The sequence below is a fragment of the Sphingomonas jatrophae genome, assembly GCF_900113315.1.
Lineage (GTDB): Bacteria > Pseudomonadota > Alphaproteobacteria > Sphingomonadales > Sphingomonadaceae > Sphingomonas_P > Sphingomonas_P jatrophae.
Genome location: NZ_FOZG01000001.1, coordinates 12,765 through 36,296, shown reverse-complemented (window position 1 = coordinate 36,296; position 23,532 = coordinate 12,765). Strand labels below are relative to the sequence as shown.

Below are 23,532 nucleotides of genomic sequence, written 5' to 3'. Positions count from 1 at the left end.
TTCTGTACTTTTATCGGCGGTTCAGCGCGCGAACATTAGCAGAATGCGCGCAAAAAAAAAAGGGCCAGCCCGAGAGCCAGCCCGAAAGTCTAGGAGAGGATGCCTGAAAGGCAGGAGCGTTGTGCAACGCAGCGAGCGATTTAGCAAGTGCAACAAGAGAGAAGGCAGCTGCATTAGCTGCAATCGTGAGCATGATCGTTGGCTGGCGCGCTACGCATTCCAGGGTTACAGCGGCCGCGTGTTGTGGACCTCACTCGCTAGCTCTGCCCCCAGCATCGACGCATGCTCGTAGCTTTGGCGCATGGCTGGGGCTTCGATCGATCGTTTTGGACGCAAATGATCGTCCATCTGGACGGTTTTCGCTGCATCGCGGCAGATCGTGGCTACTTCGGAACAGCGGTCGAGCCGAGTGTGGAAGCCGCCTGTGCAGTCGGCCATTCGCTCGGCGGACTGCACCTTCTCCAAGCTCTGCCGCGCGGCTGCCGCGGCGTAGTCATCATCAACGGCTTCGACCGATTCGCCGCGATGGACGGTCGGCCCGGCGTTCCCTCCCGCATCATCGATCGCATGCTCACGCGCTTTGCCCAACACCCGTTAGAGGTGGTCACCGACTTTCGGGCACGCTGTGGTGCGCCTCCGCCGCCTGAAACTTTGAACGCTGCTCGCCTTGGCGCTGACCTGCGGCTGCTACGCTATGCCGACGCGCGTACCGCTTCCGCCGCACTCGCTCTGCCCGTGCTGCTGCTGCAGGGTGGACAGGATCCGATCCTGCCGGCGGAGCTTCGCGAGAATAGCTTCGCCGAGACGGGAAACGTTCGACGCGAGACGCTGCCGGACGGCGGACACCTCCTGCCGCTCAGCCACCCACGATGGTGCGCCGAGCGCATTCGGGCGTTTGCGGAGGGTCTGGCGTGAACGACGCGGTCGCCCGCGCCTTCGACCGGGCAGCCGACTATGACCGTCATGCGCAGGTGCAGCGGGAGGTTGCCGGCTGGCTGGCCGACACGCTGGTCCCGCTTGCCGCATCCGGCGCGCGCATCCTGGAGGTCGGATGCGGTACCGGTTTCGTCGCCGCCGCCGCGCTGCCCCGTTTGGACGGGGTCGACTGGCTGATGACAGACATCGCCGACGGCATGCTCGCCCGCGCTCGGGCGCGTCTCGGCGGGCAGCCCGGTGTTCGCTTCGGCCTTACCGCGGGGGATCGGTTGAATCTGCCGGATGAGGCGGCGTTCGACCTCGTGTGCAGCAGTCTGGCGGCGCAATGGTTCGACGATCTGCCGGGCGCGCTCGCTGGACTGATGGCCGTGCTTCGGCCCGGCGGCACCCTGCTTGTCACCACCCTGATGGCGGGCACCTTTGCCGAGTGGCAGCGCGCTCATGCCGAGGAGGGTTTGAGCCCGGGCACGCCCGATTACCCGTCGCTGGAAAACCTCAGCGCGATCCGGCCGGCGGGAGCGAGCGGCACGATTACGCCCCGCACCTTCGTCGAGCCGCATCGCGACGCGGCTTCGTTCCTCCGCTCGGTCCGCGCCATCGGCGCCGGCACGCCCCGCCCCGGCCACCGCTCGCTCGGCCCCGCGGCGCTTAGGCGCGTGACGCGGCGGTTCGAGGCGACAGGTGCCGTCGCCCGTTATGAAGTGGCGCTATGCCGGTTCGACCGGCCCTTGAACGGCAGCTAGGCCGCCCCGCTCACATCCGGCGGTGCTTGCCACCATAGGTGGAGCCGATGAAGCTGCCGATCTTCGCCATCTCCGCCGCCGCTGCCTCCGCAGTGTCGCGGCGGCAGGGTAAAGCGTGCGCGCTGGAGGCTTGGGCGCGAACCGCGACCCGCTCGCACAGATCCTCGATATCCGCCCGCGTCAGCAGGTTCTTCTCGCGCAGCAGGCAGAGCAAAGTCTGCAGGATGACGAGGCTCTTGTCCCCGCTATCCTCATCGTCGGCGCGCAATGCGTCCAGATTGGCCATCTTATCCTCCCCGTTTGACCGAAGATTATGGCAACCACGCCGCCGCGCAAGCCCCCTTACGGCTGCAATCCGCCACCAAGCGAGCGATAGAGCTCGATCAGGTTGTTGGCGCGTGTCAGCCGCGTCGTCGCCAGTTGCAGCTCTGCCGAATAGGCGGTCCGCTGCGCGTCCAGCGCCGTCAGGAAGCTGTCCACGCCCGCCCGGTAGCGCGCATCGGATAGGCGCGCCGCGACCCGCGCCGCCTCTGCCCGCCGCGTCTGCGCGCCCAGTTGCTCGACGATGGTGCCGCGTTGCGCCAGCGCGTCGGCCACCTCGCGGAAGGCGGTCTGGATCGTCTGCTCATAGGTGGCGACCGCCGCCTGCTGCGAGGCGCGGGCATAATCCAGCCCGGCCCGGTTCCGCCCGCCGTCGAAGATCGGCAGGCCGATCGCGGGCGATGCGGTGTAGGTGTAGCTGCCCGAGCGGAACAGGCCGGAAAGCGCCGTGCCGATCGTCCCGATCGTGCCCGTCAGCGAGATCTGCGGGAAGAAGGCGGCACGCGCCGCGCCGATATTGGCGTTTTCGGCAATTAGCCGGTGCTCCGCCTGAAGCACGTCGGGCCGCTTCAGCAGCACCGTGGACGAAAGGTCCGCCGGCAAGGCATCGCGCGTCACCTCGGCATTGCCGAGGGCGGCAGGCAATTGCTCGGCCGGCACCGTCGTTCCGACGAGCAGGTTCAGCGCATTTTGATCCTGCGCGATCCGGGCGGTCAGCGCGGCGACGTCGTTGCGCGCCGCCTCGTAATTGGTCTCCGCCTGCCGGCTTTCCAGCTCCGAGGCGACGCCGATGCGGAACTGCGCACGGGTGAGGTTCAGCGTCTCCTGGAACGTTTTCAGCGTATCGCGGGCGATGCGCAGCTGGTCCTGATCCGCCGCCATCGTCGTCCAGGCGGTGGCGATCTCGGCGATCAGGCTGATCCGGGCCGATCGTGCCGCTTCCTCGCTGGCGAGATACTGCTCCTGCGCTGCGCGGGTCAGGTTGCGGATGCGACCGAACAGGTCGAGCTCGAAAGCGGAGAAACCGGCATTGACCGAGTAGAACTGGATGTCGGACGAGCTGCCGCCGACGCCGCCGCCGCCGGCCCCGGTCCCGCCCCCTGTGCCGACGCCGGTGCCCGCGCCCGTGCCGGCTCCTGCCCCGCCCGTCGCGCCGGCTGCACCGAACAGATTGTTGGTGTAGGTGGCGCTGCCGTTCACCGTGGCTGTCGGAAACAGATCGGCCCGCTGCACGCGATATTGGGCGCGTGCCTGCAGCACGTTGGCGGCAGCGACGCGCAGATCACGATTGTTCGCCAGCCCCGTCTCGATCACGCCGACGAGGCGGGGATCGGTGAAGAAGTCGCGCCAGCCGACCAGCGCGATATCCGTCGCACCATCCGCACGCGGCGCGGGATAGGCGCCGCCCTGCGGCAGCGTGCTCGGCACCGCACCAGCTGGGCGGACATATTTGGGCGCGAGATCGCACCCGGCGAGCAGCACCGCACTGCCGGCGAGCAGCGGCAGGATCGACTTGCCCATCACGAACGCCTCCCCTCGACCGCAGGCTCACCGTCCGGCTCGTCATGCACGGCAGGTCTTGCCTCCCCGCCCTTGCCGAACAGGCGCAGCACCAGGATGAAGAACATGGGCACGAGGAAGATGGCGAAGATCGTCGCCGTCAGCATGCCGCCGACCACCGCGCGGCCGATCGCATTCTGACCACCCGCACCCGCGCCGGTCGAGATCGCGAGCGGCAGCACGCCGAACACGAAGGCCAGGCTGGTCATCAGGATCGGCCGGAGACGCAGGCGTGCCGCCTCCACCGCCGCCTCGAACGGGTTCATTCCGCCCAGCACTCGCTCCTCGGCGAATTCTACGATCAGGATGGCGTTCTTGGCGGATACGCCGATGGTCGTGATCAGGCCGACCTGCAGATAGATGTCGTTGTTCAGCCCCGTCATCGCCGCCGCCAGCAGCGCGCCTATGACGCCCAACGGCACGACCAGCAGTACCGAGATCGGCACCGTCCAGCTCTCATAAAGTGCCGCGAGGCAGAGGAACACGATCAGCAGCGACAGACCGTAAAGCGCCGGCGCCTGCCCGCCCGACAACCGCTCCTCGAAGGAGAGACCGGTCCATTGCAACTCGGTGCCTGGCGGCAGCTTGGCGTGGATCTCCTCCAGCGCCTTCATCGCGCCGCCCGTGCTGATGCCCGGGCCGGGCGAGCCCTGCACCTGCATTGCCGGCTGGCCGTTGTAGCGGGTGAGCTGGACCGGCGCGAGCGACCAGGACTGGGTCGAGAAGGCGCTGTAGGGCGCCATCTGCCCGCTGGTGCCACGCACGTAGAAGGCGGACATGTCCTCCGGTCGCAGCCGGTAAGGCGCGTCGGCCTGGAGGTAGACGCGCTTCACCCGTCCGCGATCGATGAAGTCGTTGACGTAGGCGCCACCCCATGCGGTCGCGAGCGTGGAGTTGACCGAGGCGAGATCGAGACCGAGCGCGCGCGCCTTGTCCTGATCGACCTCGACCTTGAGCTGCGGCGCATCTTCCAGGCTGAGCGGGCGGACCTGCGCCAGCCGTTTGTCCTGCGCGGCCATGCCGAGCATCTGGTTGCGGATGGCGAGCAGCCGCTCGTGTCCGATCCCGCCGCTGTCGACCAGCTGCGCGTCGAAGCCGGTCGCGTTGCCGAGTTCCTGCACCGCCGGGGGCACTAGCGCGAAGATCATCGCATCCTTGTAGCTGCCCAGCGCCTGCATCGCGCGGCCGACCACCGCCGGCGCGCGCACGTCCGCCGACGAGCGCTCCTCGAAGTCCTTGAGGCGGATGAAGGCGATGCCCGCATTCTGCCCGGCGCCCGCAAAGCTGAAGCCGTTCAGCGTGAAGATGGATTCGACCGCCGGATCCTTGAGGAAGTGATCCTGCACCTTGTCGAGCGCCGCGTCCGTCCGCGCGCTGGTGGCGCCAGCAGGCCCCTGCACCAGCGCGAACAGCATGCCCTGATCCTCATCGGGCAGGAAGCCGGACGGCAAGCGCGCGAACAGCAGCCCGACGCCGCCGACGATCAGCAGATAGACGAGCAGCGATCGCTTCCAGCGGCGCGCAGTGCCCTTAACGCCGCGCTCATAGGCCTCCGAGCCGCGATCGAACCGGTCGTTGAACCAGCGGAAGAAGCGGGCAAGCGGGCCGTTGCCGTGGCCCTTGTTCGGATCGTGGGGCTTCAGGATGGTGGCGCACAGCGCCGGCGTTAGGATCAGCGCGGTCAGCACCGAGAGGATCATCGCAGCCACGATGGTGACCGAGAACTGGCGGTAGATCACGCCGGTCGACCCGCCGAAGAACGCCATCGGCAGGAACACGGCCGACAGGACGAGGCCGATGCCGATCAGAGCGCCGCTGATCTCGTCCATCGACTTGCGGGCCGCATCGCGAGGCTTCAGCCCCTCGGTGACGATCAGGCGCTCGACATTCTCGACGACGACGATGGCGTCGTCGACCAGCAGACCGATCGCCAGCACCATGCCGAACAAGGTCAGCGTGTTGATCGAGTATCCGGCCAGCGCCATCACGCCGAACGTGCCGAGCAGCACGACCGGCACAGCGATGGTCGGGATCAACGTCGCCCGCCAGTTCTGCAGGAACAGGAACATGACGAGGAAGACGAGAACCACCGCCTCGACCAGCGTGTGGATGACCTGCTCCACAGAAAGGCGCACGAACGGCGTCGCATCGAACGGATAGACGACCTTGACGTCGGACGGGAATTCCCGCGCGATCTCGGCGATCCGCTCCTTCACCGTCTCCACCGTGTCGAGCGCGTTCGCACCCGGCGCAAGACGGATGGCGAAACCGGATGCGGGCTTGCCGTTATATTTCAGGTCGAAGCCATAGGTCTCGGCTCCGAGTTCCACCCGTGCCACGTCCGACAGGCGGACAACGGAACCGTTGACCCCGCTCTTCAGCCGGATGGCGCCGAACTGCTCCGGCGTCTGCAGGCGCGACTGGATCGACACGGTGGCGTTCAGCATCTGCTCGCGCGGGGACGGCTGCGCGCCGAGCTGGCCTGCGGAGACCTGCGCATTCTGCGCGCGGACGGCGGTGGACACATCGTCGAGCGTCAGCTGATAGCTGTTGAGCTTCAGCGGATCGACCCAGATGCGCATCGCATATTGCGATCCGAACAGCTCCGTCTGGCCGACGCCGGTCACGCGGCTGACCGGATCCAGCACCCGCGCGGCGACGATGTCGGCGAGGTCGAGACCGGTGTGGCTCCCATTTTCGGAATAGATGCCGACGACCAGCAGGATACTGGCCGATGACTTATCCACGCGGATGCCCTGCTGCTGCACCTCCTGCGGCAGGAGCGGCATCGCCGCCTGCAGCTTGTTCTGCACCTGCACCTGCGCGGTATCGGGATCGGTGCCCTGCTCGAACGTCACCGTGATCGTTACGGTGCCCGCGGACGAGGAATTGGCCGAGAAGTAGCGAAGGTTGTCGATCCCCTTCAGCTGCTGCTCGATGATCTGGGTGGTCGTGTTCTCGAGCGTCTGCGCGTCCGCCCCCGGATAGGTCGCCGTGATCGCCACTGCCGGCGGAGCGATGACCGGGAATTGCGAGATGGGCAGGCTGCGAATGGCGAGAATGCCCGCCAGCATCAACAGGATGGCGAGGACCCATGCGAAAATGGGCCGATCGATGAAAAAGCGTGCCATGCTGGCTTACCGGGCCGGAGCCGCGGCTGGCCCGCCGGTTGCAGCGGGCGCCGCAGGCCCACGCCACGGTACGGCGCGCACCGACGTTCCCGGCCGGGCGGACTGGCCGCCTTCCACGATGACGCGATCGCCCGGCCTCAGCCCGGCGGTGACCAGCCACGCATCGCCGACCGTGCGGGGGGCGGTGAGCACGCGCTGCGCGACCTTGTTGTCAGGCCCGACGACCAGCACGGTCGGCTCGCCCCGCTCGCTACGCGTAACGGCGCGCTGCGGCACCAGCAGCGCATCTGAACGCACGCCTTCGACCAGTTCGGCGCGGACATACATGCCGGGCAGCAGCAGGCCACGCGGATTGGGGAAGATCGCCCGGATGGTCTGCGTGCCGGTGGTGGGATCAACCGTCACGTCGGCGAACTGCAGCCGACCCTCCTGCGGATAAACCGACCCGTCCTCCAGCCGCAGCCGCACGCGCGCGGCGCTGCCACCGCGCGCCAGCTCACCCTGCAAGAGCTGCTGGCGCAGGCGCAGCAGGTCGGCGCTGGATTGCGGCACATCGACATAGATGGGGTCGAGCCGCTGGATGGTGGTCAGCGCATCTGCCTGGCCCGCCGTCGCGAGCGCTCCGGTGGTGACCAAACTGCGGCCGATCCGTCCGGAAATCGGCGCGCGGACGGTGGTGCGCGCCACGTCGATCTCGGCGCTGCGCAACGCCGCGCGCTGGGCAGCGACATCCGCCTGCGCCTGCTGCGCAGCGGTCACCGAATTCTCGAAATCCTGCCGGGCGATGGCGTTGATCCGCACCAGTTCGCCGTAGCGGCGCTGCAGGGCGGCGCTCGACGCGATCGCCGCACGCGCGCGGGCCAGCGCGGCGCGCGCACTCGCCACCTGCGCAGTATAAGGCTGCGGATCGATGCGGTAGAGCGGCTGCCCCTTCCGCACGCTGTCGCCTTCCTGGAACAGCCGCTCGATGATGAGCCCGCTCACCTGCGGCCGCACCTCCGACGTTTCAAAAGCGGCTGTCCGGCCCGGCAGCACGCTGGTCAGCGTCGCTGCCTGCGGGGTCAACTGCACGACTCCGACCTCGGGCGGCCCGGCCGGCGGCGGCGTGCCCTCCCCGCCCTTGCCGCACGCGGCAAGCAGCGCCAGCGCGATCGGCGCCGAGCGGCGAAAACGGTTCATGGAGACCCCAAAAAAGTTAGCTGTTGCTTGTGAGTGAACGTTCGCTCACAATGCTGCTACTGCGAACGTCAGGAGGCGTCAAGGAGAGGATGGGATCAACAACGAGCGGCGCGCAAGCGCGCACCGGCCCAGGGCCGCGCCGCAATGCGGAACAACGGCGGACGCGGATCGTCGCGGCTGCACGTAGCTTGTTCGCCCAGCAGGGTTTTCACGGCACCGGCGTGGCCCAGATCGCACGCGAGTCAGACGTTCTCGTCGGCCAGATCTATCGCGATTTCGCCGGCAAGGAGGATCTGATCGCCGCGATCGTCGAGCAGGATATTGCCGAATTGCTCGACGATCCGAACCTGACGGAAGCGATCGCAACCGGCGACTCGCGCCGGCTGCGCGATTGGATCTCCGGCTTCATCACCCGCCAGCCGGATGAGGAAGGCCGCCGCCTGTTCGCCGACATCGCCGCAGACGCGCTGCGCAACACCCGCACCGCCGCCATCCTCGCCGCGGCGCAGACCCGGCTGCGCGACAGCCTTCGCCTCGCGCTCACCATGCTGGCGCCGGGCGAGCAGAGCGCCGCCGCGCGCGATACGCTGGCCGAGCTGATCTTCACCGTCGGCGGCGCGATGCTGCATCGGCAGATCTGCTTTACGGGCGAAGGGCACGATGCGCTCGCACGCAAGTTCATCCAGTTCATCGATGACGAGCTGGATCGGCTTGAAGCCGACTCCGCGCGTTCTACTGGCTGATCGAAGGGCACGCGCGGGCGGTCAGATCCGGCCGCTCACCTTGCGGCCCTGGCGGCTGCCGCGCTTGCGCTGCTCGATTCGCGCCCTTGCCCGTGCCAGACGGATCCTGATCCGCGCATCGCGCAGCAGCGATGCGGGCAGCTCTGTCGCCGCGCGCAGCCCCGCCACGCTGGAGATGTTGCGGATGGTGCGGCGCGTTTCGGAAATCACCTGATTGACCATTTCCCGCCGTTCGATCTCGCCATGTTCGGCCACCAGCGACAAGCGGTGCATGGCATAAAGGCCGAGCGCGCCCGCGATCAGGAAGTAGAAATCCCAACTGGTCAGCAGCACCGGCAGCGCCAGATCGCCGCGCGGCCCCGTCCAGCGGAGCAGCAGCTCCAGGCGCCGCGCGGAGAAGAAGTCGGCGAACAGACCGCCCAGGATCGGCGCCAGCCCCGCCGCCAACGCGGTCACCATCGCATTCGCCGCGACATAGGCGGTGGCCGAGCCCTTCGGCGACAACTTCAGCGCGATGTTGGTCGAGGCGAGCGTCACCCCGGCGACTGCCGCCCCCATGACCAGGTGGAGCAGGATCAGCCATCCCGCGACCAGCAGCCGATTGTCGAACTGCGACGCGCCGATCATCGCGACTATGGCGAAGATGTAGGCAGGCGCGCACACCGTCAGCACCGACTTGTTGGCATGCCGGTCGCTCAGCACGCCCCAGAGGCGCAGAGACACGATGTTGGCTGCCTGGCTGACGACGCTCAGCACCATCACGAAGCTGACATCGAAGCGCAGCTGGCGGACGATGAAGACGGTGAAGAACGGCGTCGCCAGATTGATCGCGAACTGCCAGCTGCCGACGAAGCGGAGCAGCCGGACGAAGTTGGCGTCGCGCAGCGGCTGGCGGAGCAACTGCCACAGCCGCACCGGCCCGGGCGATGGCGGCATCAGCGGCTCCGGCATGGCGGCGACGATCAGCGCGCTGATCAGCCCGGTGACGCACCCGGCCGCGAACATGCCGGCGAACACCGTGTCGCGCGCGCGTGAACCTTCGGCCGTCATGTCGAGCGCGGTTGCGGCGGCAAGCCCCAGCAGGAGGTTGATCGCCGTCAACCACGCGGTTCGCCGGGCAAACACGCGGCCGAGCCGGTCCTCGGGTGCGAGATCGCGCATCCACGCATTCCACGCGCAGCCACCGATCGCGTTCATGCTGCACAGCAGGATCTGCGCGGCGAGGAAGATCGCCAGCGGCACCGTGCCTGTGAAGAAGGCGGTGCCCGCCATCGCCGCAAGGGTCAGCCGCCCCGCCACGCTGGACCAGACCGAGATCCGCTTGCGCGCGCGCAGCCGCTCGACAAGCAGGATCGCAGGCAATTGCAGGAGTTGCGCAAGGAAAGGTGCACTCGCCAGCACGCCGACCATGGCGTTGGAGGCCTGCAGGTGGAGCGCAAAGGCGGTAAGGATCACGCCGGTGGTGAGCGCCGCCGCTCCGCCGGAGAAGGCCGCCTCCGTGACGAGCAGCTTCAACCCGCGCTCACGATCTTCGTCGCTGACATGGGGTTGCGGAGACAGGCTGGTCATGGGCCACCCTCGGTGCACGGTCGGCGGGGCAACGTGCCTGCGGGCGGAGCGATCCCGCACCGCAGCAGAGTGGCGCGAACATTCTCCAGGTGATTCAAGCAGATCAAGATCGGCTGCTCCGGACTTTTCCGCAGCAATTATGCGCCCTAGACCTCTGGCATGATCTTCGTCCGCCCGCCTGGTCCTGTCAGCCCCGCGCTGACCCGGCGAGCACCATGCTGGGCCGCCCCTCTGCTGGTCGCGGTGCTCGGCGGGTGCAGCAGCGAGGCGCGGCAGCTTGGGCCGACGGCGCCGCAGACACGGCCCATCAGCAACGCCGATCCGCGCATCCCCGCCTATCAGGCGAACGTCTACCAGGTAGCGCAGGGCGGCCGATATTTCGGCTGGTATGGCTGCGGCGGCTGCCATGCCGAAGGTGCGACGGGCGTCCTGAACCTTGGCGACACGCAGTGGAAACATGGCGACGGCTTTGCCGATCTGTTCACCGCAATCGCCGACAGACACGGCAGGCTCGCTTATGATCGCCGCGTGCCGGTTGAGGTGCTGTGGCAACTCACTGCCTTCGTTCGCGACCTGCCGGCGCATAAGGCGGAGAAGAGGATGCGCACGGCGCGCGACCAGAAGGCGGAGCCGCAGGGCGCGACATGGTCAGGTCCGCAATGAAGCGACTTCTCCGAGTTTCGCTCCTCTGCGTGTTCGTATCCGGCTGCGGCGGCATCCAGTCGCCGCTGGCCCCGGCCGGCGATCAGGCGGCAGCGCTGCATGGCCTGTTGCTGCTGATGGTGGCGGTGTGCGGCGTGATCTACCTGCTGGTGCTGGGTGGCCTCGCCTGGAGCCTGTGGCGGCGGCGTCCGGCCGCCGCCGGTGACAATGAGCCGAGCGATGCGGCACTCGGACGCGGGCTCGGAGTGACGGCGGGCGTCATCGTGGCCGGCCTGACCGTGCTCATCGTCGGCAGCTTCCTCGCCGATCGCGCGCTGTTCGCCACGCGCGCACAGCCAGCGATGGAGGTACGCGTCACCGGGCATCAATGGTGGTGGCGGATCGAATATCGCGATGCGGCCGGTCGCTGGATCGAAACCGCGAACGAACTGCACCTGCCACTCGGCCGCACGACGCGCGTGCTGCTCGGCTCGGCGGACGTGATCCACAGCTTCTGGGTGCCGAACGTCGCGGGCAAGATCGACATGATCCCGGGGCGACGCAACCTGCTCGACCTGACTCCTCGGCGCGCTGGCTGGTACCGCGGCCAATGTGCCGAATTCTGCGGCGCGCAGCACGCGCACATGGCACTCGACGTGAAGGTGGAGGATGCGACCACGTTCGACTCTTGGCTTGCCGAACAGGGCCGCCCCGCGGCTGCACCGGCGGGACCGCGGGCGGCCCAAGGCGCTGCAGTCTTCGCCGGCCCGTGCGGCATCTGCCACGCCGTGCGCGGCACGCCTGCTGCGGGGCGTGCGGGACCCGATCTGACGCATCTCGCCAGCCGCCGCTCCATCGCCGCGGGTACGTTGCCGATGAGCCGGGGCGGCCTGCAGGGCTGGATCGCACAGCCGCAGGCGCTGAAGCCCGGCACGTCCATGCCCGCCGTCCCGCTCCGGCCCGCCGATGCGGACGCCCTCTCCTCCTATCTGACAACGCTGCGATGATCGCCGATCTCGAACGCGTCCCGCAACTCGATGCGACATGGCGCGATGCGCCCGGACTGTGGGGCTTCCTCACGACGGTGGATCACAAGCGGATCGCCGCGCGCTACGTCGTCACCGCGCTGCTGCTGATGTTCCTTGCCGGCATGCTCGCGCTCGACATGCGGTGGCAGCTGTCGACCGCCGAAAACACCCGCATGGGGCCGCAGCTCTATAATGAGAGCTTTTCGCTGCACGGCTCGACGATGCTGTTCCTTGTCTCCGTGCCGCTGATGGAGGCGATGGCGCTCTGGCTGGTGCCGTTAATGCTGGGCACGCGCAACATGGCGTTCCCGCGATTGGGCGCCTTCAGCTTCTGGCTCTATCTCGGCGGCGTGCTGACCCTGTGGCTGGCACATGCGGCAGACGTGACGCCCGATCTCGGCTGGTTCGAATATCCGCCCCTCTCAGGCCCAGCCTACTCGCCCGGCCACCGGGCTGACATCTGGGCTCAGATGATCACCTTCACCGAGGTGGCGGCACTGGCCGCGTCCGTGAACGTCGCGGCGACGATCCTCAAGATGCGGCCGCCGGGCATGACGCTGGCGCGCATGCCCGTTTTCCTCTGGGCGATGCTGATCGCGTCAATCATGACCATCCTGTCGATGCCCGCGATCATGCTGGTGACGAGCATGCTGATCGCCGACCGGCTTGTCTCCACGCACTTCTTCTCGCCAGCGGGCGGCGGCGATGCGCTGCTGTTCCAGCACCTGTTCTGGTTCTTCGGCCACCCGGAGGTCTACATCATCTTCATCCCGGCGACTGGCTTCGTCTCGGCCATCGTCGAGACGTTCTCGCGCCGGCCGCTGTTCGGGCACAATGCCATCGTGCTGTCGATCATGGCGATCGGTGCGCTGGCCTTCGGGCTGTGGGTGCACCACATGTTCGCCGTCGGCCTGCCGCGGCTAGGCAATGACTTCTACACCGCCGCCAGCATGGCGATCGCGCTGCCCGCGGGCATGCAGATCTTCTGCTGGATCGCGACGATCTGGAGCGGGCGGCCGCGGCTGGACACGCCGATGCTGTGGGTCGTCGGTTTTCTCGCCACTTTCGTGATCGGCGGCCTGTCGGGTATCATGACCGCGTCTGCCGCGCTCGATCTGCAGCTGACGGACACCTACTTCGTCGTCGCGCATTTCCACTACGTGCTGGTCGGCGGGGCGATGTTCCCGCTCTTCGGCGCGTTCTGCTACTGGTACCCGAAAGCGACCGGACGTCTGCTGTCGGAGCGTTTGGGGCGGATTGCCTTCTGGCTGATCGTCGGCGGCTTCAATCTCGGCTTCGCGCCGATGCACCTGCTCGGCCTGCTCGGCATGCCGCGCCGCGTCTACACCTACCCCGCGGGGCTCGGCTGGGAGACGCTGAACCAGGTGGCGACCGCGGGCAGCGCGATCGCGGTGGCAGGCGGCCTCGTCTTCGTCGGCAATGCGCTGTGGAGCTATTGGCGCGGGCGCGTGTCGGGCCCCGATCCGTGGGGCGGATCGACGCTGGAGTGGGCAAGCGCCTCCCCGACGCCAGCCTGGAACCTTCCCTATACGCCGCGGGTGGATAGCCTGACGCCGATGTGGCGCGACGGCCCGTTGAGGGTGATGGAGGGCCTCGCGCTCGATCGGCGCGAGGTGCTGGTCACCTCCGTCGCGGACGCGGCACCGCTTTATCGCCAGAAGAGTGCACCGCCCTCCATCGCACCGCTGCTCGCCGCGCTCGCCACCACGGCGATGTTCATCGGCAGCATCTTCACGCCTTGGGCGATCGTTGCCGGCGCTCTGCCGATTGGGGCCGCGTTGACCGCGTGGTTCTGGCCGACGCGCCCGCGCGCAGGTGCCGCGGAGGCGAAGGCATGACGGGCCCGCGCGAGATCGAGATCGTCGGCGATCTTTCTCGCCTGCCGACCAGTGCGAGCGGCGCGCGCCACCTCGTCTGGTGGGGCAATATCGGCTTCATGCTGATCGAAGGCACCGGCTTCGCGCTGGCCGCTGCGGCCTATCTCTACCTGATGACGCAGGCGCCGGCGTGGCCACCGAGAGGCGATGCGCTGCCCGGTCTGCTGTGGAGCGGCCTGTTTACCGCCGGCCTGCTGCTAAGCGCCTTGCCGAACCTGTGGGTGCTGCGCTGTGCGCGGAACAAGGACGTCGCCGGTGTTCGCCGCGGCGTGCTCGCCATGGCGGTGATCGGCCTGATCCTGCTGGTGCCGCGCGGGTTCGAGTTCGCGCATCTCGGCGTGCCTTGGCACCGCGACGCATATGGCTCGGTCATCTGGCTCCTGCTCGTGCTGCACACGACGCACGTCATCACCGACTGGGCGGACACCGTCGTCATTGGCACATGGCTGTTCACCCATGAGGTCGGTGACGATCAGTTCGCCGACGTGGAGGATAACAGCAATTACTGGACCTTCGTGGTCGTCTGCTGGCTGCCGGTCTACGTGCTGATCTACTGGGCACCGAGAGCTGTATGAGCATCCGCAACCGCGCCTGGACCGCACTCATCATGCCGCCCGTCACGTGGTTCCTGTTTGAGCAGGGCCTGTCCGCCTTGCTCCACGCGGATTGCCAGCGGAGCGGGATCGGGATCGCCTGGGGCATGGCCAGTCTTGCGGTCTGCGGCTTTGCCGCACGGCTGGCGTGGCGATCGCGCGCGGCAGGCGGGCAGCTGGCCGATCCCTGGCTTGCGCGGCTGGCACTGGCAGTGGCGGGCATCTTCGCGCTCGCCATCTCCTTTCAGACACTCGCCATCTTGATCGTGCCCGCATGCGTCGGCTGAGGCGGCTTGCCACCTTGCTCGCGATTGCGCTGGCGAGCGTGGCGGCGGCGCACGACACTGGGCGGCCGCATGACGAGCCGCCGGGCTGGACGCTCGACCCGTGGATCCTCGCGCCCCTGCTCCTGTCCGCAGGCCTGTTCGCAGTCGGCTGGCGTGCCTTGCGGGCGCGCTCCGGCCCCGGCGCCGCGGCGTTGGTCCGGCGGGCGCGGCTGTTCGGCGCCGGATGGCTGATCCTCTCGGCGGCGCTCGTGTCCCCCCTGCACGAGGCGGGCGAGCGGTCGTTCGCCGCGCACATGTTCGAGCATGAGTTGATCATGCTGGTGGCGGCGCCGCTGATGGTGCTGGCCGAGCCGCTGGCGGTGATGCTCTGGGCATTTTCGGGCGGCGGGAGGCGCGGCATCGGTGCCCTCGCGCGCAGCCACGTCGTTCGCATGCCTTGGCTGTTCCTCTCGGCGCCTGTCACCGCCACGCTGTTTCAGGCTGCCGCGCTGTGGCTGTGGCATGCGCCAGCGTTGTTCGATCTCGCGCTGGCGAGCGAGGGCTGGCATGCGGCGCAGCATCTGTCCTTCCTCGTCTCCGCGCTGTTCTTCTGGACGGCGATGCTGGGGCGGCGGACGCCGGCGGGTGTGGCAGCCTTGTGCCTCGTCGTGACCTCCATCGTATCGGGTGCGCTGGGTGCGTTGATGGCCTTTGCGCCGAGCCCTTGGTATGCCGGTTACGCCCGGCTCGGCCTGGCGCCGTTCGGCCTGACGCCAGCGGAGGACCAGCAGCTTGCCGGGCTGCTGATGTGGGTGCCGGGCGGCCTCGTCCATGCCGGCGCGGCCTTGCTGGTCATGCGGCGCCTGTTGCGGCCGGCGCATGGCTGAGCGGCGCCTGTCCCCCAGCCTCGTCTGGCTCGGCGGGCTGATCGCCCTGTCGCTGATGGCGGCCGCGATCGGCGGGATGACGATCTATCTCCAGACCCGCCACGCCGACCGCGTCCGCGCGGAAGCGATCACGCACGGCTCGGTCGAGGCCGGTCGTGCGGCGATTGGCCGATATGGCTGCGGCGCCTGTCACGTGATCGCCGGGATCGATGGGGCAAACGGACAGGTCGGCCCCGATCTGTCGCAGGTGTCACGGCGCGCCACGCTGGCCGGTCGCCTGAGCAACGATCCGGAGGCGATGGTGCGCTGGTTGATCCACCCGCAGGTCATCTCGCCCGGCAGCGGCATGCCCGAACAGGGCGTGAGCGAGCGAGACGCGCGCGACATGGCGGCGTACCTCTACGCGAAGAATTGACGCACTGCGGGATCGCCCGGCGCGCCTGCGTGTTCCCCCGACATCCCGCCGCAGAAGCATCGCCCCGGAGACCACGCCATGGCCGACGCCCCACGTCCTTGCACGCTGATCCTCGGCGGCGGTCTCGCGCTCGGCGCCTATCATGCGGGCGCGGTGCGGACGTTGCTTGCCGACGAAACGCTCGACATCCAGGCGATCGGCGGGGCCTCGATCGGCGCGATCATGGCGGCGCTGATCGCCGGAACCCCGCCGGACGACCGGATCGCCGCACTGGACGCATTCTGGGCCACGGTCGGGCGGGAGACAGGCAATTCCTTCCTCCCCTCGGCGGGCGGGGTGCGCCACCTCGCCAACTGGGGCAGCGCGCTGACTAGTCGCACCGCGGGGGTGGCGAACATGTTTCGCCCGCGCTGGCCGGGCGAGCGAGAGGAGGACGGGCCCTGCCCAGCCCTCTACAGCAACGAGCCGCTGCGCCGATTGCTGGCCGACCGGATCGACTTCGCGCGCCTGAACTCCGCAGGGCCCCGCCTGTGCATCTCGACCACGGACGTGCTGGCCGGCGAGGTGGTCCTGTTCGATACGGCGGCGGGCGATGTCATCGCGCTCGAACATGTCCTGGCGAGCGGCGCGCTGATGCCGGCCTTCTCCCCCATGCAGGTGGGCGAGCGGCTGCTGGCGGACGGCGGCTTTGCGGCGAATGCACCGCTTGAGCCGTTCCTTGCCAGCGACCGGATCCAGCCATCGACCCCGCTCGTCATCCTCGTCGATCTGTTCTCGCCTGACGATGCGGCCCCCACCTCACTGGAGGCGAGCCTCGCGCGCAGCCAGGATCTGCTGTTCGCGATGCAGACACGGCTGCGGCTGGAAGCGCTGGTGCGCGAGCGTGCGCTCGAGGCACGGATCGCGCCGGAGGTGGCGGGCACCGACCTGTTTCACATCAGCTATCGCCCGCTGCCGCACGAGGCGGGCTCCGAAAAGGCGTATGACCTGTCGCGCGCCACGCTTCGGGATCGTCAGGCAGTCGGCACGCGGGACGCGGCGCGGCTGCTCCGGCGCATGTGCGATGTCGGGCTGTCGAGCGAGGCGGGCCTGCGCGTTCACCGGATCGGCCACGACGGGCCGTGATCTGGGGACGACGATGCGCCTCTGAACGGTCGCCTGCTTGCACTCACATCGTCTATCGTCCGCCGATGATCTCCTGCCTGCGCGCCGTGTTGCTGTTCCTCCTCCTGTTGCCTGTGGCGCATCTCGCCGCGCAGCCGGCGATGGAGCTGACCGAGGCAGCCAAGCGCCTCAGCGTCGCTGCGTCGCAGATCGCGCGGGCGGACCGGACGCTGGAAGCCAAGACGGACGAGCCCGCACGCGACGCGCTCCGCCAGCAACTAACCGCCGCTGCGACCGATGCGGCCGCGGTTGCGACCGGCCTGCAGGCCGAGCTCGCGCTCGTCGACGCGCGGATCGCCGAGCTTGGGCCGGCGGCCGCCGCAGAAACGCCGGAGCTGCGCAATCAGCGCACGCTGCTGGCGCAACAGCGCACCGGGCTCGACAGTGCGATCAAGCGAGGCCGGCTGCTTGGCATCGAAGCGCAGCAGCTGATCGACGAGATCGAAGCTGCGCAGGCGGAGCAGATCGGCGAGCGGATCGCGCAGCGCACCCCCTCCCCCGTCTCGCCTGCCTTCTGGTCGCGCCTGTTGAAGAGCCTGCCGCGCGATCTTGGTCGCGGGGCCCGGCTGCTTTCGGACATCGGCGCCGAATGGGGCCGTGGCTTTCGCGGGCAGGTGCCGTGGCCGGCCGCGGCAGGCCTCGCCGTCGCCCTGCTCCTCCTCTTCCCCGCGCGTCTGGCGCTGCGGCGCGCCGGGCGGAACCGTATGGTCGCGCAGGGCGTGCCCGGCCACCGCGTCCGCCGCTCGGCCTATGCGCTGTGGCGCGTGGTGGTGGGCACCGCACTGCCTGGGTTCGCCGCGCTGATCTTCGCGCAGGGCCTGCGCTGGTCCGACATGGTGAGCGAGCGTGCCGCCCCGCTGCTCGACACGCTGGTGGTGGCGGCGTTCGTCAGCGCCTTCGTCAATTCGCTGGCGGGCACGTTGCTGCTGCGCAGCCAGCCCTCGTGGCGGCTGCTGTCGATCGACGATGCGACCGCGCAGCGGCTGCGCCCATGGAGCTGGCTGCTCTCCGCGCTCGCGCTCGCCGTTCCCTGCCTCGACACCTTCACCCGCACCGCCGGGGCCAGCACCATCGGCAGCACCGCGGTCGCGATCGTCGAGGTGCTCGCCTACATCGTTCTGCTCGGCGGCACATTATTCACCATCGGCCGCCTGCGGGCGGGGTCGGAGGAGGCGCCGGCGCGGGCCGGGGTTGCGGTCCTGTCGCTGGCGGCATGGATCGCGCTGCTGGTCGCGCTCGGCGCATTGCTGTTCGGCTATGTCGGCCTGTCCCGCTTCATCGTGCGGACGATGACGTGGGCGGCAGTGGTTTCGGGCACGCTCTACCTGCTGCTCGCCGCCACCGACGACGTGGCGACCACCGTTTTCTCCTCCAAGAGCCGGTTTGGCGAGACGCTGCACCGCGGTGTCGGCATCCGCCCCGCGGCGATCGATCAGTTCGGCGTGCTGCTCTCGGGCGGCATCCGGTTGACGCTGGTGCTCCTGGCGCTGGCGACCATGCTCGATCCGTTCGGCACCAGCATCGGCACCCTGTTCGGCCGGCTCGGCGCTATAAATCAGGGCATCACCGTCGGCGCGCTCAGCCTCTCGCCATGGAGCCTGCTGCGCTCGATCCTCGTGTTCGTCATCGGTCTGGCCCTGGTCAAGCTGTTTGGGCGGTGGCTGAACGGCCGCTATCTGCCGACGACCGAGCTGGACGGCAGCGCGCGCAATTCGGTCAGCCTCGTCGCCCGCTATGTCGGGCTGAGCCTGGCAGTGCTATGGGCGCTCGCCTCACTCGGCATCGGGGTGGAGCGGATCGCGCTGCTGCTTTCCGCATTGTCGGTCGGCATCGGCTTCGGTCTTCAGGCGATCACCCAGAACTTCGTCTCCGGCCTGATCCTGCTCGCGGAGCGGCCGGTGAAGATCGGCGATCTCGTCCGCATCGGCACCGACGAGGGCGATGTGAAGCGGATCAGCGTGCGATCGACCGAGATCGAGCTGGCGGATCACTCGACGCTGATCGTCCCCAATTCCGAACTCATCACCAAGAGCGTCCTGAACAAGACGCTGGCCAGCCCGCTTGGCCGTATCCAGCTGCAATTCGCGGTGCCGATCACCGCCGATGCGAACCGGGTGCGCGAGATCCTGCTCGAGCTGTTCGCGACGAACGCGGACGTGCTGGCGGAGCCGGCGCCGGCCGTGTTCATCGACGGCATCGCCGACAACCGGGTAGCATTCAACGCCTTCGCCCATGTCGCCAGCCCCCGCGCAGCTTATGGCGCGCGCAGTGCGATCCTGTTCGCGCTGCTGCACCGTCTGGGCGAGGAGAAGATCGACATCGGCACCGTGCCCCAACGGCTTGAGCTTGCCGGACCGGTCGCGCTGCCGCTGCCGGCCGGGCAGACGGCGACGCCGCCTGTCCCTACATCGAAGGGCTAGGCCGCCCCGATCGCCTGCCCTAACAGGCGCGCATGAGCGAAGATCGACCGACGGCGCGCGTCATCCCGTTTCCGTCGCGGAGCGAGCCGCCGCCGAAGATCGATCATATCGCGATCGTCGGTGCCGGCTTTTCGGGCACGTTGCAGGCGATCAACCTGCTGCGGCACGATGGACCGCGCGTTACCCTGATCGAGCGGCGCGGCGCGTTCGGCCGCGGCGTGGCTTACTCCACGCCGAACCCGGCACACCTGTTGAACGTGCGCGCGGCGAACATGAGCGCGCTGCCGGACGTGCCCGATCACTTCGTCCGCTGGCTGGCGGCGCGCGGCCACGGCACCACCGGCGGCTTCGCCACAAGGCGCGACTATGGCGATTACCTCGCCGAACTGCTGCGCACGACGCAGGAGAAAGCGCCCGGCCGGTTGACCCTGCTGCACGACAGCGCAACCGACGTGTCGCTCCGCCCCGATCGCGTCGATCTCGGCATGGACAGCGGCGCCACGCTGACGGCTGACGCCGCCGTGCTGGCGCTGGGCAACCTGCCGCCGCATCACCCGCCGGGGGTGGACGGGGCGGCGCTGCCCGCCGACCTCTACACCGCCGATCCGTGGAGCGACGATCTCACCGCCGGGCTCCGCGTCGACGATACGGTCCTGATCCTCGGCACCGGCCTGACGATGGTCGATGCGGTGCTGACGCTCGACTCAGCCGGCTTCGGCGGGCGCATCGTTGCGCTTTCGCGGCGCGGGCTGATGCCGCGCGCCCATGCCGATAGTGTCCCGAAGCCCCTTGCCACCCGCCCGGCCGGTCATGGCGCGGACCTGCTCGCCACCGTCCGTGCCCGGGCCGATGCGATCGGCTGGCGTGCGGCGGTCGACGAGTTGCGGCCGCACACGCAGGGCATGTGGCTGGCCGCGCCGGTCGAGGAGCAGCGCCGCTTCCTGCGGCATCTGCGGCCCTGGTGGGACGTGCATCGCCATCGCCTAGCGCCCGCCGTCGCCGAACGGCTGCAGACGCTGATCGACGATGGACGGCTGGAGATTGCCGGCGGGCGCATCGCCGCCTGCGCGGCGCGGGATGGCGGCCTGGATGTCGACTTCGTCCCGCGTGGCGGGCTCACCGCCGCCCGTCACCTTCGCGTTCGCCGGCTGATCAACTGCACCGGCCCGCAGGGCGATGTCCTGCGCACGCGCGAGCCGCTGTTGCGCCTGCTGCTCGCCTCCGGCCAGATCCGGGCCGATCCGCACCGGCTGGGCATCGATGTGACGGCGAATGCGGAGACGATCGACGTCAATGGCCGCGCCAATCCGCGGTTGCTGGCGCTCGGCCCGATGACGCGGGGTGCCTTCTGGGAGATCGTCGCGGTGCCCGATCTGCGGCGGCAGACCTGGTCGGTCGCGCGCCGCCTGTCCAACGCCCACTGGGTCGAAGGCGAAGGGCTGTAGATCCGGCCGGTCAGGGGTTGAGAAAGCTCCAGACGGCGGAGATGACGACGGAGCCCTCCCCAACCGACGACGCCACGCGTTTCACCGAGCCCGCGCGCACATCGCCCACCGCGAAGATGCCGGGATGCGAGGTGGCATAGGGCGATCCGCCGCCGACACGATCGCCCGTCAGGATGAAGCCCTTGTCGTCCAGCGCGACCATGTCCGCCAGCCAGCCAGTGTTCGGCGCGGCGCCGACCATGACGAACATCGCGCAGCTCTCCACGACACGCTCCTGCCCGTCTCGAGCACTGCGGATCGTCACCGCCTCCAGCGTATCCGCGCCACTCAGCGCAACGACCTCGGCGCCATATTCGATCGTGACGGCAGGGTCGGCCTCCAGCCGGCTCGACAGGTAGCTGGACATGGACGAGGCCAGCGACCCGCCGCGCACCAGCAGGCGGACATGCGCGGCGGATCGGCTGAGGTGCATCGCCGCCTGCCCCGCCGAATTGCCTCCACCGATGACGATCGCCTCCGATCCGCGGCAATAGCGCGCCTCATTCTCGGTTGCGGCGTAATAGACGCCCGCCCCCTCGAACTCGCCCAGACGATCGATCGGCAGGCGGCGATATTGCACGCCCGCCGCCACCACCACCGCACCCGCGCGGACCCGCTGGCCATTGTCGAACGTGGCGCAAAAGCCCCCTTCCGCCAGCACCTCGAGCTTGGCGACGCGCCGCGGCATGGCGAAGCGGGTGCCGAATTTCATCGCCTGCACCTCGCCCCGCCACACCAGATCGGCGCCCGAGATGCCGGTGGGAAAGCCCATGTAGTTTTCGATGCGGCTGGATGTGCCGGCCTGCCCGCCAATGGCGATATCCTCCACCACCAGCGCGCGTAGCCCCTCGGCACCGGCATAGACGCCCGCCGCAACCCCCGCCGGGCCGCCGCCGACGATCAGCACATCGAATGCTTCATCGTCGATCAGATCACGGTTGCAGCCGAGCAGGCGGGATACCTTGTCGGGCGTCGGCGCGTCGATCAGCTCGCGGCCGAAGATCACCGCCGGTCGGCCCGCCGGGGTGGAGTAGCTCGCCGCGGCGGCGTCCGCCTCGGGGCTGCCGAGCGGCAGCGACGCGTAAGGGATGCGGTTGCGGCTGGCGAAGTCGGCGATACGGCGGACCTCCCGATCCTCATCCTCGCCGATCAGCACCAGAGTGCTGTCATGCGCGTCCAGTTGCCGTCTGCGCCGCGCGGACAGGACGGTGATGACGATGTCCGACATCTCCGGGATCTCGGCCATCAGCTTCAGCATGGCGGCGCGTGGCACCGCGATCACGCGCGTCTCCCGAGCGGCGCGCATCGGCATTGTCCAATTTCCGCCGTCGAGGAAGGCGATCTCCCCCATGAACTGCGTCGGGCCGAGCGTGGACGGCAGGTGCCGCTCACCCGTGATCGCGTTCACCACCTCGATCTCGCCATCCTCGACATAGAGGAAGCGGTCGGCCGGCTCCCCGGGGCGGGCGAGGAAGGTGCCCGCTGGATAGGTCTCGACGGTGCCCGCCGCCCGCAACGCTGCCACGTGCGATGGCGCGAGCGGCGTCCGTTGCATCTCCCGCAGGTCTCGCCCGATCGTTTCCACGTGTGTCGCCCTCCCGCGCCCGGATCATCCGTCCATAACGCAGGCGTAACTCTCTGTCCTCCTCAAGCGAGGGCAGCGGTCGGCGCGAGCAGGCGGCGATATTCCGCCTCGGCAAAGCCGTAGGTCTCGCCCGCCAGCGCCTCCAGTCGGGCGCGATCCCGCACCAGCACGCGGCCGCGATAGCCTCTGACAGCGCCGGCGCCTTCCAGCTGGTGCAGGGCATCGGTGATGCTGGAGCGGCGCACGCCGAGCATCACGCCCAATTCCTCATGCGTGATCGCGATCTCGTCGCCCTGCACGCGATCATGGTAGAGGAGCAGCCAGCGCGCCGTGCGGCATTCGACCGGGTGGATCAGGTTCGACACGATGGTGCGCGCCATCTGCGCGACGAGGCTGCTGGCGTAGCGCAGCAAGGTCGTGCGGATCCGTTCATTGCCGGCGAGGATCGGCACCAGATCCGCCGCGCGGATGCGAAGCGCGGTGCCACGCTCCGCTCGGACGATGGCTTGGTGCGGCCAACGATCATTGCCCAGCACCAATGGCCAGCCGACGAAGCCGTCACGCCCGGTCAGCGCCACGGCAAGCCGCTGACCATCCTTCAGCACGTCCGCGAAGCCGATCACGCCGGCCTCGGGGAAAAAGAGGGTGTCGATCGGCGCACCTGCCTGCGCGATGACCGAGTTCAGCTCAAGTTGAACACGCTGGAGATGCGGTGCAAGCAGAGCGAAGTCGTCGGGATTGAGCGACGCCAGCAGAAGATTGCCGATGCCAGCCTGGCGAACCAGGCTCTCGTTATTGCGAGCCGCATCGGTCGCCGCCGACGATCCTTCCATTACGCTCATCCATGCCCCCCCATTATGAAACATCGGGGTAACACGACCAGTTCGCGAGCGGAACAACAGCCGGCACGGTGTCGCATCAGAGCGGGTCGGTTAAGTCGATGTGATCGCGCCTCCGATCGAGTGAAC

The 23,532-nt window shown here is 68.6% G+C and carries 20 protein-coding genes; 13 read left to right on the top strand and 7 right to left on the bottom strand.

The features are described from left to right. The first annotated feature begins 282 nt into the window (after positions 1-282). Together BM360_RS00145 and BM360_RS00140 are read left to right on the top strand one after the other, a co-directional pair. Complete coding sequence (locus BM360_RS00145; protein ID WP_093309160.1) at positions 283-915, top strand: alpha/beta fold hydrolase; 633 nt, start codon at positions 283-285, stop codon at positions 913-915. Then, entirely contained in the window at positions 912-1,679 is a 768-nt protein-coding gene (locus BM360_RS00140; RefSeq protein WP_242653224.1) for a methyltransferase, read from the top strand. The genes BM360_RS00145 and BM360_RS00140 overlap by 4 nt, the downstream gene beginning before the upstream one ends. Before the next feature lie 10 nt (positions 1,680-1,689). Here BM360_RS00140 and BM360_RS00135 read toward each other — a convergent pair whose 3' ends face one another. Genes BM360_RS00135 through BM360_RS00120 form a run of 4 tightly spaced genes read right to left on the bottom strand, consistent with a single transcriptional unit; the run spans position 1,690 to position 7,870 of the window. Next, positions 1,690-1,965 (bottom strand): hypothetical protein, encoded by a 276-nt coding sequence (locus BM360_RS00135; protein WP_093309154.1) that lies wholly within the window; start codon positions 1,963-1,965, stop codon positions 1,690-1,692. Between the two features lie 56 nt (positions 1,966-2,021). Beyond that, a complete protein-coding gene (locus BM360_RS00130) occupies positions 2,022-3,521 on the bottom strand; it encodes an efflux transporter outer membrane subunit (RefSeq protein ID WP_093309152.1) in 1,500 nt (499 codons plus the stop codon). Then, positions 3,521-6,691 (bottom strand): efflux RND transporter permease subunit, encoded by a 3,171-nt coding sequence (locus tag BM360_RS00125; RefSeq protein ID WP_093309150.1) that lies wholly within the window; start codon positions 6,689-6,691, stop codon positions 3,521-3,523. Before BM360_RS00125 ends, BM360_RS00130 begins: the two co-directional genes overlap by 1 nt. A 6-nt stretch (positions 6,692-6,697) precedes the next feature. Beyond that, positions 6,698-7,870, bottom strand: a complete 1,173-nt coding sequence (locus BM360_RS00120; RefSeq protein ID WP_093309149.1) for an efflux RND transporter periplasmic adaptor subunit — start codon at positions 7,868-7,870, stop codon at positions 6,698-6,700. Positions 7,871-7,920: 50 nt separating this feature from the next. On the opposite strand from BM360_RS00120, the gene BM360_RS00115 reads away from it, so the two are divergent. After that, positions 7,921-8,613, top strand: coding sequence for a TetR family transcriptional regulator (locus BM360_RS00115; protein ID WP_093309148.1), 693 nt, complete (start codon positions 7,921-7,923; stop codon positions 8,611-8,613). Between the two features lie 21 nt (positions 8,614-8,634). Here BM360_RS00115 and BM360_RS00110 read toward each other — a convergent pair whose 3' ends face one another. Beyond that, positions 8,635-10,182: an MFS transporter gene (locus tag BM360_RS00110; RefSeq protein ID WP_165611157.1), complete on the bottom strand. Its 1,548-nt coding sequence runs from the start codon at positions 10,180-10,182 to the stop codon at positions 8,635-8,637. A gap of 159 nt (positions 10,183-10,341) precedes the next feature. On the opposite strand from BM360_RS00110, the gene BM360_RS19405 reads away from it, so the two are divergent. From BM360_RS19405 to BM360_RS00065, 10 genes are all read left to right on the top strand, one after another. Continuing rightward, positions 10,342-10,845 carry a hypothetical protein gene (locus BM360_RS19405; RefSeq protein WP_165611156.1) on the top strand — a complete coding sequence of 168 codons (504 nt, stop codon included), beginning with the start codon at positions 10,342-10,344 and terminating at the stop codon, positions 10,843-10,845. After that, positions 10,842-11,831: a cytochrome c oxidase subunit II gene (coxB, locus tag BM360_RS00105; RefSeq protein WP_093309145.1), complete on the top strand. Its 990-nt coding sequence runs from the start codon at positions 10,842-10,844 to the stop codon at positions 11,829-11,831. The genes BM360_RS19405 and coxB overlap by 4 nt, the downstream gene beginning before the upstream one ends. Further along, positions 11,828-13,711, top strand: a complete 1,884-nt coding sequence (locus tag BM360_RS00100; RefSeq protein ID WP_093309143.1) for a cbb3-type cytochrome c oxidase subunit I — start codon at positions 11,828-11,830, stop codon at positions 13,709-13,711. The genes coxB and BM360_RS00100 overlap by 4 nt, the downstream gene beginning before the upstream one ends. Further along, positions 13,708-14,325, top strand: a complete 618-nt coding sequence (locus tag BM360_RS00095; protein WP_093313500.1) for a cytochrome c oxidase subunit 3 — start codon at positions 13,708-13,710, stop codon at positions 14,323-14,325. The genes BM360_RS00100 and BM360_RS00095 overlap by 4 nt, the downstream gene beginning before the upstream one ends. Next, entirely contained in the window at positions 14,322-14,630 is a 309-nt protein-coding gene (locus tag BM360_RS00090) for a hypothetical protein (protein WP_093309142.1), read from the top strand. The genes BM360_RS00095 and BM360_RS00090 overlap by 4 nt, the downstream gene beginning before the upstream one ends. Then, positions 14,618-15,496: a cytochrome c oxidase assembly protein gene (locus BM360_RS00085; RefSeq protein WP_093309139.1), complete on the top strand. Its 879-nt coding sequence runs from the start codon at positions 14,618-14,620 to the stop codon at positions 15,494-15,496. Before BM360_RS00090 ends, BM360_RS00085 begins: the two co-directional genes overlap by 13 nt. After that, positions 15,489-15,911 carry a c-type cytochrome gene (locus BM360_RS00080; protein WP_093309137.1) on the top strand — a complete coding sequence of 141 codons (423 nt, stop codon included), beginning with the start codon at positions 15,489-15,491 and terminating at the stop codon, positions 15,909-15,911. Before BM360_RS00085 ends, BM360_RS00080 begins: the two co-directional genes overlap by 8 nt. Positions 15,912-15,989: 78 nt before the next feature. Next, on the top strand, positions 15,990-17,036 hold the full coding sequence (locus BM360_RS00075) for a patatin-like phospholipase family protein (protein WP_093309136.1): 1,047 nt from the start codon (positions 15,990-15,992) through the stop codon (positions 17,034-17,036). Between the two features lie 65 nt (positions 17,037-17,101). Next, positions 17,102-19,495, top strand: coding sequence for a DUF3772 domain-containing protein (locus BM360_RS00070; protein WP_093309134.1), 2,394 nt, complete (start codon positions 17,102-17,104; stop codon positions 19,493-19,495). Positions 19,496-19,527: 32 nt separating this feature from the next. Next, positions 19,528-20,940 (top strand): FAD/NAD(P)-binding protein, encoded by a 1,413-nt coding sequence (locus BM360_RS00065; protein ID WP_093309133.1) that lies wholly within the window; start codon positions 19,528-19,530, stop codon positions 20,938-20,940. Between the two features lie 10 nt (positions 20,941-20,950). Here the strand turns inward: BM360_RS00065 and BM360_RS00060 are convergent, their stop codons facing one another. Both BM360_RS00060 and BM360_RS00055 read right to left on the bottom strand, forming a co-directional pair. Then, complete coding sequence (locus tag BM360_RS00060) at positions 20,951-22,564, bottom strand: FAD-dependent oxidoreductase (RefSeq protein WP_093309131.1); 1,614 nt, start codon at positions 22,562-22,564, stop codon at positions 20,951-20,953. 62 nt (positions 22,565-22,626) lie between these two features. Further along, a complete protein-coding gene (locus BM360_RS00055) occupies positions 22,627-23,406 on the bottom strand; it encodes a Crp/Fnr family transcriptional regulator (RefSeq protein ID WP_165611155.1) in 780 nt (259 codons plus the stop codon). Between the last annotated feature and the right edge of the window lie 126 nt (positions 23,407-23,532).

Coding starts and splice junctions, on each gene's coding strand:
- BM360_RS00100 (WP_093309143.1), top strand. CDS start 11,828: ATGATCGCCGATCTCGAACGCGTCCCGCAACTCGATGCGACATGGCGC.
- BM360_RS00095 (WP_093313500.1), top strand. CDS start 13,708: ATGACGGGCCCGCGCGAGATCGAGATCGTCGGCGATCTTTCTCGCCTG.
- BM360_RS00075 (WP_093309136.1), top strand. CDS start 15,990: ATGGCCGACGCCCCACGTCCTTGCACGCTGATCCTCGGCGGCGGTCTC.
- BM360_RS00085 (WP_093309139.1), top strand. CDS start 14,618: ATGCGTCGGCTGAGGCGGCTTGCCACCTTGCTCGCGATTGCGCTGGCG.
- BM360_RS19405 (WP_165611156.1), top strand. CDS start 10,342: ATGATCTTCGTCCGCCCGCCTGGTCCTGTCAGCCCCGCGCTGACCCGG.
- coxB (WP_093309145.1), top strand. CDS start 10,842: ATGAAGCGACTTCTCCGAGTTTCGCTCCTCTGCGTGTTCGTATCCGGC.
- BM360_RS00135 (WP_093309154.1), bottom strand. CDS start 1,965: ATGGCCAATCTGGACGCATTGCGCGCCGACGATGAGGATAGCGGGGAC.
- BM360_RS00120 (WP_093309149.1), bottom strand. CDS start 7,870: ATGAACCGTTTTCGCCGCTCGGCGCCGATCGCGCTGGCGCTGCTTGCC.
- BM360_RS00125 (WP_093309150.1), bottom strand. CDS start 6,691: ATGGCACGCTTTTTCATCGATCGGCCCATTTTCGCATGGGTCCTCGCC.
- BM360_RS00090 (WP_093309142.1), top strand. CDS start 14,322: ATGAGCATCCGCAACCGCGCCTGGACCGCACTCATCATGCCGCCCGTC.
- BM360_RS00070 (WP_093309134.1), top strand. CDS start 17,102: ATGATCTCCTGCCTGCGCGCCGTGTTGCTGTTCCTCCTCCTGTTGCCT.
- BM360_RS00110 (WP_165611157.1), bottom strand. CDS start 10,182: ATGACCAGCCTGTCTCCGCAACCCCATGTCAGCGACGAAGATCGTGAG.
- BM360_RS00055 (WP_165611155.1), bottom strand. CDS start 23,406: ATGAGCGTAATGGAAGGATCGTCGGCGGCGACCGATGCGGCTCGCAAT.
- BM360_RS00130 (WP_093309152.1), bottom strand. CDS start 3,521: ATGGGCAAGTCGATCCTGCCGCTGCTCGCCGGCAGTGCGGTGCTGCTC.
- BM360_RS00065 (WP_093309133.1), top strand. CDS start 19,528: ATGAGCGAAGATCGACCGACGGCGCGCGTCATCCCGTTTCCGTCGCGG.
- BM360_RS00080 (WP_093309137.1), top strand. CDS start 15,489: ATGGCTGAGCGGCGCCTGTCCCCCAGCCTCGTCTGGCTCGGCGGGCTG.
- BM360_RS00115 (WP_093309148.1), top strand. CDS start 7,921: ATGCTGCTACTGCGAACGTCAGGAGGCGTCAAGGAGAGGATGGGATCA.
- BM360_RS00145 (WP_093309160.1), top strand. CDS start 283: ATGCTCGTAGCTTTGGCGCATGGCTGGGGCTTCGATCGATCGTTTTGG.